At 41.6% G+C, this 17,326-nt stretch carries 14 protein-coding genes and 2 pseudogenes; 7 read left to right on the plus strand and 9 right to left on the minus strand.

Features of this window, described 5'->3' with window-relative positions:
* Positions 1–13 precede the first annotated feature (13 nt).
* Complete coding sequence (locus ACQ4MX_RS05855; protein WP_431091260.1) at positions 14–913, plus strand: arginase family protein; 900 nt, start codon at positions 14–16, stop codon at positions 911–913.
* A 113-nt stretch (positions 914–1,026) separates the two neighbouring features.
* Positions 1,027–1,650 (plus strand): TetR/AcrR family transcriptional regulator, encoded by a 624-nt coding sequence (locus ACQ4MX_RS05860; RefSeq protein ID WP_431089739.1) that lies wholly within the window; start codon positions 1,027–1,029, stop codon positions 1,648–1,650.
* Positions 1,651–1,729: 79 nt separating this feature from the next.
* Here the strand turns inward: ACQ4MX_RS05860 and ACQ4MX_RS05865 are convergent, their stop codons facing one another.
* Together ACQ4MX_RS05865 and ACQ4MX_RS05870 are read right to left on the minus strand one after the other, a co-directional pair.
* Positions 1,730–2,452 (minus strand): DsbA family oxidoreductase, encoded by a 723-nt coding sequence (locus ACQ4MX_RS05865; protein ID WP_431089740.1) that lies wholly within the window; start codon positions 2,450–2,452, stop codon positions 1,730–1,732.
* A gap of 43 nt (positions 2,453–2,495) precedes the next feature.
* Positions 2,496–3,143 (minus strand): NAD(P)-dependent oxidoreductase, encoded by a 648-nt coding sequence (locus tag ACQ4MX_RS05870; protein WP_431089741.1) that lies wholly within the window; start codon positions 3,141–3,143, stop codon positions 2,496–2,498.
* 219 nt (positions 3,144–3,362) lie between these two features.
* On the opposite strand from ACQ4MX_RS05870, the gene ACQ4MX_RS05875 reads away from it, so the two are divergent.
* Positions 3,363–3,932 carry a TetR/AcrR family transcriptional regulator gene (locus ACQ4MX_RS05875; protein ID WP_431089742.1) on the plus strand — a complete coding sequence of 190 codons (570 nt, stop codon included), beginning with the start codon at positions 3,363–3,365 and terminating at the stop codon, positions 3,930–3,932.
* A gap of 264 nt (positions 3,933–4,196) precedes the next feature.
* On the opposite strand, the gene ACQ4MX_RS05880 is transcribed toward ACQ4MX_RS05875, so the two are convergent.
* On the minus strand, positions 4,197–4,715 hold the full coding sequence (locus tag ACQ4MX_RS05880) for a helix-turn-helix transcriptional regulator (protein ID WP_431089743.1): 519 nt from the start codon (positions 4,713–4,715) through the stop codon (positions 4,197–4,199).
* 194 nt (positions 4,716–4,909) lie between these two features.
* Here ACQ4MX_RS05880 and ACQ4MX_RS05885 point away from each other — a divergent pair, with 194 nt between their 5' ends.
* Positions 4,910–5,287 carry an EthD domain-containing protein gene (locus ACQ4MX_RS05885; protein ID WP_431089744.1) on the plus strand — a complete coding sequence of 126 codons (378 nt, stop codon included), beginning with the start codon at positions 4,910–4,912 and terminating at the stop codon, positions 5,285–5,287.
* A 78-nt stretch (positions 5,288–5,365) separates the two neighbouring features.
* On the opposite strand, the gene ACQ4MX_RS05890 is transcribed toward ACQ4MX_RS05885, so the two are convergent.
* From ACQ4MX_RS05890 to ACQ4MX_RS05915, 6 genes and pseudogenes are all read right to left on the minus strand, one after another.
* Positions 5,366–6,802 (minus strand): glycoside hydrolase family 1 protein, encoded by a 1,437-nt coding sequence (locus ACQ4MX_RS05890; protein ID WP_431089745.1) that lies wholly within the window; start codon positions 6,800–6,802, stop codon positions 5,366–5,368.
* A gap of 22 nt (positions 6,803–6,824) precedes the next feature.
* Positions 6,825–8,732 (minus strand): beta-glucoside-specific PTS transporter subunit IIABC, encoded by a 1,908-nt coding sequence (locus ACQ4MX_RS05895; protein WP_431089746.1) that lies wholly within the window; start codon positions 8,730–8,732, stop codon positions 6,825–6,827.
* Between the two features lie 220 nt (positions 8,733–8,952).
* A complete protein-coding gene (gene licT, locus ACQ4MX_RS05900) occupies positions 8,953–9,786 on the minus strand; it encodes a BglG family transcription antiterminator LicT (protein WP_431089747.1) in 834 nt (277 codons plus the stop codon).
* Positions 9,787–11,022: 1,236 nt separating this feature from the next.
* Positions 11,023–11,984, minus strand: a pseudogene (locus tag ACQ4MX_RS05905) (transposase); the annotation flags it as partial.
* A gap of 504 nt (positions 11,985–12,488) precedes the next feature.
* Positions 12,489–13,139, minus strand: a complete 651-nt coding sequence (locus tag ACQ4MX_RS05910; RefSeq protein ID WP_431091261.1) for an FMN-dependent NADH-azoreductase — start codon at positions 13,137–13,139, stop codon at positions 12,489–12,491.
* A 535-nt stretch (positions 13,140–13,674) separates the two neighbouring features.
* Positions 13,675–14,106: an RrF2 family transcriptional regulator gene (locus ACQ4MX_RS05915; protein ID WP_044647973.1), complete on the minus strand. Its 432-nt coding sequence runs from the start codon at positions 14,104–14,106 to the stop codon at positions 13,675–13,677.
* 880 nt (positions 14,107–14,986) lie between these two features.
* On the opposite strand from ACQ4MX_RS05915, the pseudogene ACQ4MX_RS05920 reads away from it, so the two are divergent.
* The 3 genes and pseudogenes from ACQ4MX_RS05920 to ACQ4MX_RS05930 all read left to right on the plus strand — a co-directional run bounded on the left by ACQ4MX_RS05920 (position 14,987) and on the right by ACQ4MX_RS05930 (position 17,307).
* Positions 14,987–15,893: pseudogene (locus ACQ4MX_RS05920) on the plus strand (IS30 family transposase).
* A 362-nt stretch (positions 15,894–16,255) separates the two neighbouring features.
* Positions 16,256–16,981: an AzlC family ABC transporter permease gene (locus ACQ4MX_RS05925; protein ID WP_431089748.1), complete on the plus strand. Its 726-nt coding sequence runs from the start codon at positions 16,256–16,258 to the stop codon at positions 16,979–16,981.
* Complete coding sequence (locus ACQ4MX_RS05930; protein ID WP_044647499.1) at positions 16,978–17,307, plus strand: AzlD domain-containing protein; 330 nt, start codon at positions 16,978–16,980, stop codon at positions 17,305–17,307. Before ACQ4MX_RS05925 ends, ACQ4MX_RS05930 begins: the two co-directional genes overlap by 4 nt.
* Positions 17,308–17,326: the final 19 nt, after the last annotated feature.

The raw sequence follows: 17,326 nt of genomic DNA on the forward strand, positions 1-17,326 counted from the left end.
TCTTTTGAATGAAATGGATACAAGCCGTACACTGCGTTTGTTATTCCCTCAATGGCAAGGAGGGAACAACCCTCCTTACGTTCTGGGAGCTCACTTGTTAAACTGGCTTGCTCCCAAGTCCGATGGTCCTTTTGAAATAGTACCGGTGGATCTGAACCCTAATGTAGAAAAAGAACAAGGTATAATTGCAAGAAGTACCGTATTGCAACAAGCTAGATCAGCCAAAAGTCTAATTCATAAACATAATCCTGAACGTATCGTTGTCCTTGGAGGGGATTGCAGTGTAGAACTTGCTCCTTTTTCTTATTTAAATGAGAAATATGATGGAGATGTTGCTCTGCTATGGGTTGATGCTCACCCTGATGTCTCAATCCCTGAAGACTTTGAAAATCATCATGCTCATGTTCTTGCCAATTTGCTTGGTGTAGGTGATCAGGAATTTGTTGCTGAGGTTCCTCACCTTTTTAGTCCTGAACAAGTGCTATATGTAGGATTGAATGATATGTTCGAACCCCTTAACTCTGACCCAATGCGAAATATGAAATTGGATATTGTAGGTCCAGATGAAATTAAACAGGATAGTTCTAAAGTACTCGAATGGCTAGCTGAGAAAAAACCATCCAAGATTATTGTCCATTTTGATCTGGATGTACTGGATATGAAAGAATTCCGTTCCCTTCTGGTTGCTTATCCGGGAACATACGAGAAATACACCAAGAGCTTTCCACAAGGATCAAGTATGGAAACCATTATCCGAGTTTTGCAAGATGTGGCCCGGTCTTATGATGTAGTCGGTCTAGGGATCACTGAACATTTCCCTTGGGACTCTTATTTCCTGGCGAATATGCTGTCTCGTTTACCTCTGCTTGGAGATATTAACAATAAAGAGCGCCCAGCCTTTAATACGCTTTAATCCAAATACAGACTATGGTAATGTACATGGTATGATAGATGTACATTATTTCTCGAAGCAAGGAGGTTACAGGGATAAGAGTCAAGAAGATATCCCTGTACATTTGAAGTACAATGAATAACTCTGAACTGCCTAAATCGAAACGAATGAAACAAAAAGACGATAGCAGACGCTTGCTCATCGAGGCTGCTGTTCGATGTTTTTCACGCAATGGATTTCACAAAACAGGCATTGTCGAAATTGCAAAAGAAGCAGGCATGAGTGCTGGGAATCTGTATCGCCACTTTCCGAGTAAAGATGCATTTATTATTGCACTGGTGGAAGAAGAACAGCGCCATGCCTTAACCAAGATGGAATTTAAAGATACCGAAAAAGATCCACTCGGACAGATTTTGACGATTATCACTAGCTGTGTCAGTGACCCTGTATATCCTATGGACCAGAGATTATGGATCGAAATTTTGGCTGAAGCTTCACGCAATAAGGGTGTGCGATATGTCTTCAATCAAAGTGATATCATCATGCGTGAATCATTCAAAAATCTGCTTACAAGTGCTATTCATGAAAAACAAGTAGATCCAGATTATAATGTGGAGACCCTTTCTCTCTGGTTGTATGCGCTGATTGACGGCCTTATTGCACGTACAGCTACTGACGAACAATTCAGTTTTGATCACCATATAAGTCAATTCAATCAACTGATTCGCCAAGCATTAAAACCCAAAGAGTTCCAATAAAAGAAACAGCGGCAGCTATGGACGAGAAAATAAAGTCCTGGACTGCCGCTGTTTTACGATTACTTTAATGGCGCCTCCGTCAACTGTTTTTTGGCGTACAATAACCATCCTCGCAAACATTGCCTGATTCTTGGTTTAGAGTCGTATCTAACGTCATCAGCGGATGTTCCTCGTCCCATGCTTTTTGCAGCGCCTCGAGAAATACTTCGCTTGATTGTGCTGCGCCTGAAATCGTATATTTGCGGTTGATGACAAAGAATGGTACACCTTTAGCTCCAAGGTTGCTTGCTTCGCGCCCATCTGCACGAACTTCATCCGCATATTGCGTGCTTTCCAGCACGTTGAGCGTTTTCTCGCGATCCATACCGGCTTCCGCCGCTATGTCGGCCAGTGTGTCCGCGTCGCTGATATGCTTGGAATCTGTGAAATACGCTTTATACAAAAGCTCCAACACTTCCGCACTCTTGCCATAGGTACCCGCAAACTTGATCAATCGATGCGCATCGAGCGAATTAGTAGGGATTATTCGGTCAAATCGAAAACCCACTCCATCACTCTTCGCTTGTTGGGCAAATTGTTTATGCATGGCCTTGGCTTCTTCCCTGCTGCCACCATGCTTTGAAACGTACAAGTCATGTACATCGTAAGCAGGGTATTTCTCGGCATAAGGATCTAGCTGGAAGCTCCGGTACTCCACATTCACTTTATCTTTGGATGCAAACCGCCCCAGCCCGTCCTCGAAACGCTGTTTTCCAATATAACAAAATGGGCAGCCAATGTCCGACCAAATCTCTACTTTCATTTCGTTCCTCTCCCTTCACTTGATAAACAGATCGAATCCTTTCTCAACTGTTGTATACAATTGGCATTTGATGAATTAAGGATGGCTCGGAAGCTGCATGATACATAAATTTAGCGATATTTTCTCGGGATACCCCCATCTTGGCTGGCTGATCGCCTAGCGAGTAAGCATAATGAACGTTTTCCTTATGCCTTACATTTGGATTAATAATCCGAACTACTGTCCAGTCTAAAGAAGATCGCTTGATGATTTTTTCAAGCTTTTTCATTTCGTGGTAACCATTCGGAAACATCACCTTGGCCATAATTCCCGGTACAACTGTGGCAATCGAATTCCGATCCTTATCAGATTTCAAGGTTGGAGTAGCAAGTGTAATGAGTCGTTTCTTATTTAACTTTCTCATCGCATTTACAATAACCTCATGACCATCCGCAACAGGGGTACCTTTTAATTTTCTGGACGTATCGAGTGCGGGTCCCAATGTGCTAATGACGACATCAGCATTCGATAGTGCTTGTTCCACCAAGTCTTGATTAGATAATTGACCCTCGACAACATTTAGCTGCTCATGTTTCTGTCCAATTTTCCCCGCATTTCTAGCATAAAGGGTAACGTTATCTCCGTTTTGAATTGCTACCTCAGTCAAAATTTTCCCAATTGCACCACTACCACCAAAAATCGTTATGTTCATTAGTCGATCACCTCGATATTTTATTGTTAGATTGCTCTTTTGACCCAATGAACATTTAGGTTACAACAAAACTTTATCGATCTTTTGTTGAATATATAACGTTCGTTGGTTATTATTATATGGGTTATGATGATTACTTCAATCGCCAATAAAGTGATTTTTGTTTTATATTCAACGGATTCAAATAATTTGTTAAATATCTTCTGGGGGCTATACATTATGGAAGTTAAAATCGATCGAAGAATCTTAAAAACAAAGGCAGCCATATTTAATGCATTTATAGGTTTGATCTCGGAGAAGGATTTTGAGGAAATAACTATTAATGAGATTGCGGATCGGGCGAATGTTAACAGAGGAACCATTTATTTTCACTACACCGATAAATACGATCTTCTTAACAAATGCATCGATGAGCATTTGAGCAGAATGACCTCCGTTTGCATCTCAACCGATCCAAATCAGGAAAAGGTTGATTTTATCCATTCTTTGTTACCTGTTTTTCAATACTTTGAGCAGAACCATACGTTTTTCGCTTCCATGCTTTCGAATAAAGGAATCCCTGCTTTTCGGGAGCATATGTTGGAGATCGTGACAGGAAATATAAAAGACCAAGTCAATATGGAGGACCTTAATAAGGGGTATGACAAGCTATTGATCACGCAATTTATGGCCTTTGCATTCATTGGGGTAATCGAATGGTGGATTATAAATAACATGCCACATTCACCGAAATACATGGCCGAACAGGTATGGGGATTGTTTAAAAGGAATCAGGTATACCCTTCATAAGCGAGATAACCCGTTCTTTAACTTATAGATTAGCGAAAACAAGTTATTTGAGAACATCATGTATTACACGATGTTCTCAATGAGTATGAAAAAATTAGGTATCACAATTCTGCATAGTTACTAATCGTCCTTCTTCTTAATAAGACCCCCAAAGAATACTTTATTTTCCTTGAACACCTATATGCTTAATGAAATATGTTAGAGGACCCATGCCAAATCCTGAGCTTGGCGACCCTTTTCCTCAGATACTTTTTTGAAAATGAACTATCTTGATGCTTGGCGTTCATTCCTTATCTTTTGTCTATACATCCCTGGAGCCAAACCAAAATGTTTGCGGAATAGTTTAGATAGATGTGCTGTATCCTGATACCCCACATACTCAGCGATCCAGTTGATGGTGTGATCGCTATTTAGCAGCCAGTGTCGTACCTCCTGAAGTCTAATATAAGTAATGTATTCTTTAAACCCACAATCGGTCTTCTGCTTAAACCACTGACTGAAATAGACTGGATTCAAATGGACTTCAGAAGATACCTCCTCCAACGTTAATGATCTTCTAAAGTGACAGTTTATATAATGTAAAACGCGTTGCACCGCAGGTTCCCCAGCTGTATTGATAAGTCTATCCAAAAGACCAGGTATTTCTGTCATACTTAGAAGCCAATCCGTATCCCCAGGCAACTGATTCACAGTAATGACTTTAGCTCCTGCATAATTCCTTGTGATCAGCTCCTTCACTTCCATGAAATCATTCTCGTCTATTTGTATAAGAAGAACACTCATGAGTTCCTTCCCCCTTTTATGCTCAAAGTATACGAATAGTTTTATGGAATAAAACATAACGTGAAACAGTACACATTCCAAACAAAACTTGATTTACACCATAAAACTCTAGATTAAGACACTATTAGGATGCTCATTTTCATTGCTATAATAGCCATATGTTAAATAAACTAACTCGAGGAGGCTAAACCATAATGGAGAGTATAAAAGAGTTAAATGTATATCCTGAAAAAGGACATAGCATCATGTTTGTGTTCCGAAGAAAACCAGGGATGTCACTTGAAGAGTTTCGCTATCATTATGAATTCACTCATGGACCTCTTGCTACCAAGCTTCCGGGGCTTATTTCTTATCGGCAGCATCCTACTCGAAAACCGGGAAAAGGAGATGGAGCCTATGTCCCCGACGAAGCACCCTATGATGCTATTTCGTTATACATCTTCGAAAATGCAGCCGTAGCAGAGGCAGCTTGGGTTTCGCCGCAAGGTTTGTTAGTGGATGAAGATACACTAAAATTTATAGATACTGAGACCATGATTAGTTTGCCTGTTATCCCTCGGCAAGTCCTCTAAATTCATGTTCATAACATTAAATTTGAAACAGCCGAAACACCTCCATTCGTTATGGAACATGTTTCGGCTGTTTTACCTCTACTCTGTAATGATTTTCCCATTGGTAGCGATGACTACTTTGTACCAATTGAAACTCTTCTTTCGTGTTCTCTCAAAAGTTCCCGATAAATCATCGTGACGATCGACATAAATGAAGCCATAACGTTTACGCATCTCTCCGGTGGAGTTGCTTACGATGTCTATGCATCCCCAACTAGTGTATCCCATGACCTCGACTCCATCTTGAATCGCTTCTGCGACTTGCACAAGATGCTCGCGGATATAATCAATCCGATAGTCATCCTCAACAATCCCCTTCTCATTCGGGACATCTATTGCGCCTAGGCCATTCTCGACAATAAACAAAGGTTTTTCATATCTGTCATAGAACTGATTTAACGTGTAGCGCAATCCCTTTGGATCGATTGACCAACCCCACTCGGAAGCTGAAAGGTACGGATTTTTAACCGCGCTCATAATATTGCCTCTGGATTGCTCATTAAGTTCAGGATCTGTCGTTGCACAGTAACTCATGTAATAGCTAAAAGAAATGAAATCGACCGTGTGTTTAAGTGTCTTCAGATCCTCTTCTGTGATATCGAGATCAATATTGGATTCTCTGAAATAACGCAGTATATACCCAGGATATTTACCTTTGACTTGCACATCTGCAAAGAAGAAATTCTCCCTATCTTTACGCATGGCTTCCAACACATCCTCTGGTTTAGGTGTAAGAGGATACATTGGGCCACCCGCTATCATGCACCCGATCTGAGCATCAGGAATAATTTCATGACAAGCCTTCACTGCTAAAGCACTTGCAACGAATTGATGATGGATAGCCTGATAAGTTACTTGCTCAGTTGCCTGATCAGGATAAATTCCTCCTGCAATAAAAGGACCATGAAGCATCATATTAATTTCGTTGAATGTCAGCCAATACTTTACTTTGTCCCCATACCGATCGAAAACAACTCTCGAAAAACGTTCAAAAAGAGTAATCACTTCTCGATTAGACCAGCCACCGTACTTATGGACGAGTCCAAGAGGCATTTCATAATGAGAAAGTGTAACTAATGGTTGAATTCCGTATTTGAGTAGTTCATCAAATAACAGATCATAAAATTCCAGACCTGCTTCGTTAGGAATGGCTTCATCTCCATTCGGAAAAATCCGGGTCCACGCTATAGAAGTTCTTAGTGTTCGAAACCCCATTTCTGCGAACAATGCGATATCCTCGGGGTAACGATGGTAAAAATCAATGGCCTGGTGTTTGAGATATTCACCATCAGGCTTATCCAGGATCTGACCGAATATTCCGTCCGACAACACATCTGAGACAGATAATCCCTTACCATCCTCCAGATATGCACCTTCGATCTGATTCGCAGCCACGGCTCCGCCCCAGAGAAAGTCAGGGGGGAATAAATCCCCCGACATATTAATTTCATTCACCGATTTTTTTGTAAATTCCATTGTTTTCACTCTCCAAATTTTTTTATCCGATTACCTTCATTAAAGGATCTTTTTCATCAATACTTCCGGTTGATTCTGCATTAACATCGATATAGTTATTATAATTAGCTACAATAATAGGAGTTACCGTGTCATAGCCAGCTTTTTTAATCTGTTCTATGTCGAACTCAACCAACAGATCGCCAGCCTCAACATGTTGACCTACTTCAACGTGAGTCTCAAAATGTTGACCGTTCAGTTTAACGGTATCTATGCCAATATGAATCAATATTTCTGCTCCACTGTCAGCCACAACAACAATGGCGTGTTTCTTCTTGAAAACAGTTGCGACCGTACCTTTGACAGGTGACACCGCTCTTCCTGTAGTGGGTCTAATTGCAATCCCTTTGCCCATCATACCAGCTGCAAACGCAGGATCACTGACTTGCGAGAGTTCTACCACTTCTCCATGAATAGGACTAAGAATAGGTTGAACACGATCTGGATTATTAAATTGTACCGTTACGGGTGCTTTAGGATCACTCTCTATCGTCCCTGTAATTGTATTATTCGAAGAGACGGCTACAGCTTCTTTTCTCTCTGGAATATCTTCAAATCCAATAATGAGTGTCAGAACAAAACCAACAACAAAACTAACTGCACAGCCGATCAGGAAATACAGGAATGTGGAACCGAAGAAAAATGGTAACCCTGCAATCGGCCCGGTACCAATTCCCGTGGCACCAACTTTAAACCATCCCATTACTGCACTGCCCAGGCCTCCAGCAATAGCAGCTGCGATCAACGGTTTTTTTAACTTAACGGTTACACCGTAAAGAGCAGGTTCGGTAATCCCGATAATGGCATTCAGTGCTGCTGTTCCAGCTACAGCCTTGAATTCTTTGTTTTTGGTTTTCAAATATACCGCAAGAGTCGCCCCTGCCTGACCCGAATTGGCTGCAACTGCAATCCCCATTATATAGTCAACACCATACTTAGAAAGGGATTGGAACATGACTGGCAAGAACCCGTAATGCATACCTGTGATGACAATCAGCGGATAAAATCCTCCGAGAAGAAGCCCCGCTAGCCATCCATAGTTCATGTATAGTGAAATAAATCCGACGGCGATTCCATTTCCTATGAGTGTACCAGCAGGTCCAAGCGCAATAAGAATGATAGAAGAAACAATCAACAATGTAAGCAGTGGCAAAAAGATAGACTGAAGAACCTTAGGAATGATACGTTTTAAAACCTTTTCCACATAAGACATAAACCACACGCCCAGAATAATGGGTAATACAGACGATGCGTATATGACTGAAGTAATCGGAATGCCAAGTAGGGTGACAGGTGATTCACCGTTCAAAAGAGCACCTAAGTTAGGATGAATCAAAACACCCGCAATCGCCCCAGCGACATATTGGTTAGCATTAAACTTTTTCGCCGTACTAAAAGCAAGAAGGATAGGCAAGAAATAAAAAGCCGCATCAGCGAATACAGATAGCAACTTGTATGTGCTACTTTCCAAAGATACGAGTTCAAAAGATGAGAGTAATGTAATAATCCCTTTAAGTAATCCCGCCCCGATGATTGCTGGAATGATTGGAGCAAAAATACTTGAGATGACATTAAAGAAGGAATTGAGAATCCCTTTGAAGCCTTTCGAACCTGATGCAGAACTACTATCATCCGCAACTTGACGGTTACCCAGCAATTTTACAAATTCGCTGTGAACATCGGATACCTTATCCCCAACAATAATTTGAAATTGCCCCCCATTGACTGTCGCTCCCATAACACCCTGTATAGCCTGAATACCGGCTTTGTCTGCTTTCTCATTGTCTTTAAGGGTAAGACGCAATCGAGTTACACAGTGAGTTACATCTTTTACGTTTTCTTCTCCACCTAATAAAGGCAGTATTTCTTGTGCAATTTTCTGATTGCTCATGCTGATCCCCCCGGGATTTTAATGAAAAACGGAAGCAAAAAAGACCTAAATTCAACCAACTTACGCCCCGCGGTAGTCGTAAGTTCGTTAGAATTTAGGTCTTGCCTGCTCGAAGCAGTTACAATCCTACTTATCCTAAAGAATTATTCACTTTGTGAATATGAGCATAATTTAGCACGTACTTTGGAATCTGTCAACGCTTACATCAGGTGTAAAGATCTCAACTCCTGTTGACCACTCTTTCAATATGGATCGTCAAATAGAGTAATTCGTCCTTGTTTAAGGGATAATCATAGCTTAGCTTGATGTATTCTTTGATTTTCCAGGCACATTCATAAGATGGCTTATACTTTTCTTTCACAATATTTAGCAATTCCTCATCTTTACTTTCCGTCATAATTTTATTAAACATCCGCTGGGAAAAAAATTTGAGATGAGTTACGAATCTGAAATAGTTAAGCGATTCTTCATCCAGATCAATTCTGAATGTATATTGAACGATGTTGAGAATTTCCTTAATTAATCTTGTGATATTTGCCGCTTCAGGTACATTTTCGTTCATTTGAGCATTAACGATATGGAGGGCAATAAAGCCAGCCTCATCTTCAGGGAGTTCCACACCAAGACGCTCTTTAATTATGGACAGAGCTTCCATGCCGATTCCAAATTCCAATCTATAGAATCGTTTTATTTCCCAAAGGAGTGCATTATGAATATCTATCCCTTGTTGATGACGTTCGATTGTAAAATTAATATGATCGGGAAGCGAAATATATATGCTTTCATTCAGTTTTCGATTCGTTTTCTGCATAGCATAGTTAATAATATCTTCTGTAAGCGACATAACCTCCAACGATATTTTGTTTAATAACGTCTTTAGTCTATCGGTAAGTTCCTTATTCTCAAGGCTGAATACTTTTTCAATTTTGGACTTATCAACGGTGTCGCCTTTCTTCTTTTGAAAAGCGATCCCTAAGCCCATAATCACCAATTCCTTGTTGTCTTCATTCATCGCCGTGATCACATTATTGTTGATCACTCTTGAAATCAACATGAATATCCCCCCAATGTTCAAAAAGCATCAAAAAAAGACAAGTCTCCATTGATCACTGCGCTTGTCTGAATTGTATGTGATTCTAACATTTTGCTCAAATGAACGTCAATTATCAAATTTAATGTAAGGCTGTGTAGCCATCAACATTTTTGTTGTGCTTTACTTACCTACGGACATGATTTGTTTGGCTAAAATAAGACTTCTCAGACAAATAAGAGACAATTAATAGGCGTACTACAAACCATATGTTGCAACACTCCATGTCACCTGGCGAGGATTACGTCAACGCCAGATTTTTCTACTAACCTAGTGGCTGTCCAAGACCGACTGCATATATTTCTCGTTTGTCCAGCAGTATGAGATAAAGACAACGGGAACTTTTTTACTACTCTTAATAGCATCCTCCGAAAGTCATAGTAAATTCGAGCGAGGCGCCACGAATATGGCCAGGGATGCTTTCCCACAGCCCTTACTTGGCGGTACTTCCACTCAGAGAAATTTTATTTATAGCGAATCAATTTGTGTATTTATTTTCAGATGAATAGGATCAACAAATCCAATGATAAATATATAGTTGTAATTAGAAAACCTCACATTCATCTTTTATTTCCTTGTTAGTTTCCCCAAGTTTAACTCTTCTTTATAGATAGAATATAAAAAGACATAGCTATTGGCCCTTTTTTATATCAAGCTTAGTTCGATATATGGTAAAAGCCAATTGCAAAATAAAAAATACGTTCCTGAATACCCTATATAATGTGTTTATATATATTTTATATACTGTATATAGTATATATATTTAAAATAAGTCTAATTCTGTCTGGATGATTCTTGACCATTATTTAATTGCGTACAGCATCTCTTCCCAAGCTGTTATCCCCATTGAAAAGTCACTTTTAAATTAGAAAACTTATTAATTTATCTCCTTCAAATCACCAATACTGCTCTTAGAAAATCTAAACATAAAAACATGCCCCTGCTAACACTACTTAGAAATTAATCTCTCTTATTTAGGTGATACAACCTAATAGAGGTAATAGATATGGAATAACACATATTGGAGCACAATTTGCCTGAGCTAGGTCATACGGAAGGGTTAATTATCTGTATTAACTGCTAAGCCATTTCCTAAACAGCCTTATGGAAGGGGGCTGTCTCAAAAGTAGATATCGACGTTAGAGACAACCCTTCTCATTCTAAAAAACCACAAAAGTCAGCAAAGCAGCGATTCTCCCGTTATTGGAGAATCGCTGCTTTGCGTTTTTGGTCCACTGCGGCTTGCTTCAGCACATGATGGGCAAGTGAAAGCCAGCCGACCTCAAGCGTCACCTTCTCCATGCCGCGAAGCAGTAACCGCCGGAAACCCCGGTTGTTTTTCAGTTGTCCAAATACGCTTTCCGGTTCCGTCATTCGGCGCACGGCCAAGGTGTACCCTTCTTCACTTCGAAGGATTTCCCGAGCTTGGTTCTGGTATCTTAGCCGTTCCACACGGACGACTACTTCCCGATTTCCTTCCGTCTTCGTACAACGGTCCTTCAGGGGGCAGCCGTCACAAGAGTTGCTTCGGTAATGACGTTTACGAATCTCGTATCCACTCTTTAAGGTTTCCTTTCTCTGCGGAAATGCAGTGTTTGTCCAGCCTTGCAGGTCCATGTATCCTCTGCCTCGTTGTATGTCCAGTTCTCTATCTTTCCGATATCCGCTTTCCACGCCTTGCTCTTCTCTTTATGGTAGCTGCCGTATTTAACGACTGCCTGGATCTCTTCCTTTTCCAGGCAGGCGTAGTTTTCTTCACTGTCGTAGCCTGCGTCTGCAATGACGGTCTGTGGAAATCCTCCCAGTAGTTTCCGAGCTTTTTCCATATGCGGCTGCAAACAGCGAGTATCCGTCGGTCGTTGGTGAACACTGTAGGCTAAAATGAACTGGTTTTCGGTTCCGACCTGCACATTATATCCGGGTTTCAGTTGACCGTTTCGCATGTGGTCTTCCTTCATCCGCTGAGAACGGAAACGATTAAGGGTACGGAAGTCCGGGCGTTGCCGTCCGGCCAACAACATGAAGGGGATATTCTCCCGAAGCGCTTTAGCGATTTGCCGGGAGGAGTAAATGCGCTGTGTATAAGCGTAGATGATGACTTTTGTCAGCATTTTAGGATGGTAGCTGTTGCGGCCACCGCCGGGATAGGCGGCGTCAAAGATGGTCCATGTTATATTGAATGTACAAAAGAAACCTCTCCTTTGAAATGGTTGGTCGCACTTCCATTTTACCAAAGAAAGGTTTCTTTTTTTATGATTTTTAGAAGGATTGTAGATACGATTCCCGCTTAAACAGCGGAGAGGACGGAACGATTGTGGAAAAGCGGCAGCGGTCGCCTTTGTATCCGATTTTTACCGCTAAGTCAAATAAATAAAGTCTGGATACAACAGCGATTGGAACAACGTTCCGTTCGCGGAGCGTCCTCACCAAACGCTCACGTATATCCTACTCAAAAACAGGGGCTATCCCAAGCAGCCATTCATGGCTTTTGGGACAGCCCCTTTACGTTTAAAGAGTGTTTGCAAAATTATAATTCTTATTTTCTAGAATAGGCTTGCAGATTTGCGTACATAGGCCTTACAAGAGCACATTTCTCAAGTGCTTGCCGTACATCTGCCCAATAGAGCCACTGGCGCCAAACAGGTGAAGCCCTCCTGGAAAGTGTCTTAGAACGTTGATGCTACTTTGGCCACTTCTTGAAGTCCTTCTTTTACAATCACTTCTGCACGATCCTTGTACTGATTATGTCCTTCAATAATAACATCGGTAGTTTGAATTCCGAAAAGGCCAAGATTCATCTTCACTGGTTTAACCGCTGATTCGAAGGACGCCATCGGCTCTATGGAGTACATTCCTCCACGTGCGCTTAGCAATGCGACTTTTTTATCACCGGCAAGACCAACAGGACCTTCAGCAGTAAATTTAAATGTTTTGCCAACCTGGGAGATATGAGCGATGTAGTTGACCAACGGTGCAGGTGCCATGGTGTTCCAGAGTGGAAAGGCAATGACTACTTTATCTGCGGCAAGGAATTGATCCAGATAACGATTGGACGTTGTTGTGGCTTCCAACTCTTCTGCCGTAAGTTCATAACCTTGACTTAATTTATAGATGCCTGTGATCACAGTATTTCCATAAGTAGGAAGGTTCTCTACGAACAAATCAAGTTCAGTAATTACATCAGAAGAATGGGTATCTTTATAAGTCTTGAGAAAAGTCTCATACATCTGAACACTTACTGCTTGATCTGCTGGACGATCATTCGCTTTAATAAAAAGTACATTGGACATAGTAATTTCTCCCTTAGAGTAAGATATTTATCTCAGTCCGCTTCATATTGTGCCTTCTTAAAGCACATTTAAAACTTTTAAATGCAACTGTGATAAGCACATTATAATTCATTTATTCCTTAATCTCAAGTTTTATTTCTGTACGAATGTTAGGTTACAAAATATGCTTTATAACGTTGTAGTACAGGAGTTCACCTGATTGTTTGGTCAGTAGGAGCAATAGCGTTTTGAGGGGGGAGCTCTTTCACAGCATTCGTATCATATTTATCTATCTTCTGAATACAACAATAGACGACTAACTATGATCGATGAAGAGGTATACTTTTAATCACTTTTCTTACAACTAGGGTTTTAAAAAGCTTACTTTCGTCTATTGATTGAACTTACTGAGCGATCAGTGTACTGTTATAACAAAATCCAGCAAGAAAATAAAAAGTCGCCAATATGGCGACATCTTATAACTTTTAACCACTAAGGCAGCATCATTGGTTAAAGCTTTTGAGATGCATCTTTGAATCAGCACATTATAAATTTCGGCTTAGTCTTTTTCAATTTTTACCAATTAGAAGAAATCTATACGGTTAGCAACATCATCGATTGTAAACTGACTCAAATATTTTATAGTGTGCTGTTCAGTTTCATACAGAATTTTTTCCAATTCAAGGTCAAGCTGTTTAGCGGCATCTCCACAATCGATATCAAAATCAGATTCTGATATATCCGTATTTACTGCATAATAAATATCACCTAAAGTAATTAGACCGGGAGCTTTTCGTAAAATGTAGCCCCCCTCACGTCCACCTTTTGACTCCACGATACCTGCAATGGTTAAAGACTGCATGACTCTTCTCATAAATGTAGCATGCGATTTAACTTGACTCGCAATCATTGCACTAGATAAAACGCTGTTACTTTTTGCTAGCCATACAACAGAATGAACGGCTATTTTAAAACGGGGAGGACCAATGTGGATTCCACGATTTGCTGTACTCATATGAACACACCTTTTCTCTGTTTAGTTATTATTGGTTATTTAAACTGAATTGGAACTGATAATAAGCTTTAAATATTCTCAATTCGTTCTGCTAAAGAATATATTCCTTCATTAACACACCAGTCGAGTATAACACCTCTAATCTATATTAGCAGATACGAGACGTGCTCACACTAAAATCAATGAAAATTCCTGATCTCTCCTACTGGTCCGGCGGGATGGAGAAAACCACATAAGCACGCAAGCCCTCAATGTTACAAACCATCCAGCGAACGATATAAACAGGCCCAAATTTATGAATCAGGATGAACCCCAGCACAGCGGGCCAGTTAGTCTGGCCGGGAAAGGTTTTTCCCAACCCTCGGAAAGGTACAAAATCCATTCAGAGTCCCAGCCCCGCCAATAACGGCGGTAAATAGACAAAAACTATGATCCAGCCATTTAGCTTAAAGGGTCCCCTTAATGTGTTTACTCTGCTAATGATTAGGAATCCTAATACAACCAAGGAATACGTAGTTCTCTCCACTGTATTCCTTTAATTTAGGTATATACCTTTACAGCTAATGGTACTTATGCTAGTCCATTTTCGGCAATGAGGTCAAGTTCTTGTCCCGAACAAAGGACAAGAACTTAAATCATTAAAACAAAAAAAGCCGTCAATATAGCGAATTCTTAATTGTGTTTACTCTTCCCTTCCCAAACTCTATGTACCCTTACGGGAGAAAAGACTACCTCAATAGAGAACGGCCAGAAAGTTTTTTAAATGACGGATTGTAATATGAAGTGCGACACCCACTGGAAATAAATAAAAAAGGGCCCATGGCCGGATTCGTGTAGAATGAAAGTTCCTACACCCACATTCACACAAGGAGAATCCACCATGAGCTACACACATCTTAGCATAATCGAGCGCAGCAAGCTAGAAATCCTCCACCAGCAAGGGATGAGTGCAAGATTCATTGCTAAGAAACTGGATAGGCACCCGGCAACCATTTGCCATGAAATCCGTAGGCAGGCTTCGGTGTCGTACCAGGTGGAACAGGCCCAGCACGCTTATGAAGAGCGCCGGAAAGCTTGTGTATCCAAAGGCAAATGGACAACGGAACAAGCAGTGATCATCGAAGCAAAGCTTCAGGCCAGTTGGTCTCCTGAGCAAATCGTAGAGCGGCTCCGGGAAGAAGGAGAACATGTGGTGTGCTTTAAAACCATCTATTGCTGGCTCTATACCAGCCGCCTAATGAGAGGGGCCCTGAAGGTGCTCCGGCACAAAGGCAAGCGGCAGCAGCCTGCGGAAAAACGAGGAACGTTCTCCGTAGGCAAAACCATCTCCCAGCGCCCGAAAGAAGTCCGTTCTCGGGAGACGTTTGGACATTGGGAATGGGATACCGTGGGCAAGACGCGTCTTTACACCGCGATTCAGATGCCCCATCGCACAGCGCTATCCATGGAGATTGCCTTTGGCGTAGCCGCTTCCCAGTACCCTACTGGAGTCTTCCAAACAGCCACCGCTGACCGTGGCAAAGAGTTTGCCTGTTATGCGAGTCTGGAGGCCACCCCATGGGGTACAGGTCTATTTTGCCGATCCGTATTCCTCTTGGCAACGAGGCTCCAACGAAAACGCTAATGGCTTGCTGCGAGAGTTCTTCCCCAAAGGGACGGATTTCGCTCAAGTTACGGATGAAGTCCTAGAGAAAGCACTCTATCTCATCAATCACAGACCACGAAAATGTTTGGGGGGGAAAACGGCTCACGAATCCTTTTTAGAGGAACTGTCGCACTTGGCTTGACAATCCGTCGTGAATAAAGTTCATCCTCATGTAACCATGATCTTTTACCACCCCAGTTCACTGCTATCCCCTCTAAAATGACATTTTATTATCAAGTTTTAATTGCATTCTTTATAAGCCATTGTTACTGAAAAAAGTTAGCGTTAATCAAGAAAATAAATAACTGAAAGTAAAAAATGCCTGAACCATCAAGGTCGCAGGCACTGACATCTAATTCAAGTTTAATGACAAAACTAATTACAACGGATACAAAAGTAGGCTATAGATGATGTTCACCATAACATACAAATGTATAATATATTGATTGTTTTCAAGGTTCCGTTATATACTATAATGAAATTTAGAATGGAGGGAAGGTTGAAATGTCTATAGCTTCGGGGTTGAGCGAAACGGAGCGCGATCCACTCCACTTTTTACAAGGAGTCAAGGATTGTATCCCTACGTTGCTCGGTTATGTGTGTATTGGCTTCGCGGCAGGCATTGTGGGGGCCTCGTCAGGTGTTAGCACGATGGAAATTGCCCTGATGTCGGCGCTTGTCTACGCAGGAGCTTCCCAATTTATTATGTGCTCGATGCTGGCTACGGTCAGTCCCCCCTCTGTCATTATTTTAACGACTTTTATTGTAAATGCCCGCCACCTGTTGTTAAGCGCATCGTTGGCTCCTTATTTCTCAAAGTATTCATTGTGGAAAAATATAGGGATTGGTGTTCTTTTGACAGACGAATCCTTCGGGGTAGCCTCTGATAAACTGGCCAAAGGTGGACAGATCAGTGATCGCTGGATGAACGGGCTCAATATAACTGCCTACCTCGTCTGGATTGCCTCCTGTGTGGCAGGAGGGATTCTCGGGAACTGGATTTCCCGGCCGGAGGCATTTGGTCTGGACTTTGCCTTGCCAGCAATGTTTCTGGCTCTGCTTATTTCCCAGCTGCAAAGCGTCCAGACCTCCAAGCTCAAGCACCGTCTGCTGCTCGTGCTGTGTATGGCTATCCTGATGTACCTTTTATCCTGGTGGGTGCCATCTCATATCTCCGTTATTGTAGCTACTATGATGACCGCAACGATTGGAGTGTTAACTGACAAATGAACATTGATCCCAACGTCATGTACATCATTATCGGCGGCATGGTCGTCACAGCCATCCCGAGAATCATTCCCTTCGTCGTACTGCAAAAGCTGGCTCTGCCCAAACCAGTGCTCCAATGGCTGTCCTACATCCCTATTTGCATTTTTACGGCGCTCGTCATGGAACATCTGCTCGTCCGAACGGAAGGCTCCGTCACTTTTAATTGGCAAGTGCTTATTGCGATCCTTCCTACACTAGTGACTGCCTTATGGAGCAAAAACCTGCTGGCTACCGTTATTGTCGGTATTGTGAGTATGGCTGTCGTTCGGCTGCTATGGCTGGGATAGAAATTACCCTCCTACGACA

This window comes from Paenibacillus sp. 8b26 (genome assembly GCF_050626875.1).
Taxonomy (GTDB): domain Bacteria; phylum Bacillota; class Bacilli; order Paenibacillales; family Paenibacillaceae; genus Paenibacillus.

Coding starts and splice junctions, on each gene's coding strand:
- ACQ4MX_RS05855 (WP_431091260.1), top strand. CDS start 14: ATGGATACAAGCCGTACACTGCGTTTGTTATTCCCTCAATGGCAAGGA.
- ACQ4MX_RS05860 (WP_431089739.1), top strand. CDS start 1,027: ATGAATAACTCTGAACTGCCTAAATCGAAACGAATGAAACAAAAAGAC.
- ACQ4MX_RS05865 (WP_431089740.1), bottom strand. CDS start 2,452: ATGAAAGTAGAGATTTGGTCGGACATTGGCTGCCCATTTTGTTATATT.
- ACQ4MX_RS05870 (WP_431089741.1), bottom strand. CDS start 3,143: ATGAACATAACGATTTTTGGTGGTAGTGGTGCAATTGGGAAAATTTTG.
- ACQ4MX_RS05875 (WP_431089742.1), top strand. CDS start 3,363: ATGGAAGTTAAAATCGATCGAAGAATCTTAAAAACAAAGGCAGCCATA.
- ACQ4MX_RS05880 (WP_431089743.1), bottom strand. CDS start 4,715: ATGAGTGTTCTTCTTATACAAATAGACGAGAATGATTTCATGGAAGTG.
- ACQ4MX_RS05885 (WP_431089744.1), top strand. CDS start 4,910: ATGGAGAGTATAAAAGAGTTAAATGTATATCCTGAAAAAGGACATAGC.
- ACQ4MX_RS05890 (WP_431089745.1), bottom strand. CDS start 6,802: ATGGAATTTACAAAAAAATCGGTGAATGAAATTAATATGTCGGGGGAT.
- ACQ4MX_RS05895 (WP_431089746.1), bottom strand. CDS start 8,732: ATGAGCAATCAGAAAATTGCACAAGAAATACTGCCTTTATTAGGTGGA.
- licT (WP_431089747.1), bottom strand. CDS start 9,786: ATGTTGATTTCAAGAGTGATCAACAATAATGTGATCACGGCGATGAAT.
- ACQ4MX_RS05915 (WP_044647973.1), bottom strand. CDS start 14,106: ATGAGTACAGCAAATCGTGGAATCCACATTGGTCCTCCCCGTTTTAAA.
- ACQ4MX_RS05925 (WP_431089748.1), top strand. CDS start 16,256: ATGTCTATAGCTTCGGGGTTGAGCGAAACGGAGCGCGATCCACTCCAC.
- ACQ4MX_RS05930 (WP_044647499.1), top strand. CDS start 16,978: ATGAACATTGATCCCAACGTCATGTACATCATTATCGGCGGCATGGTC.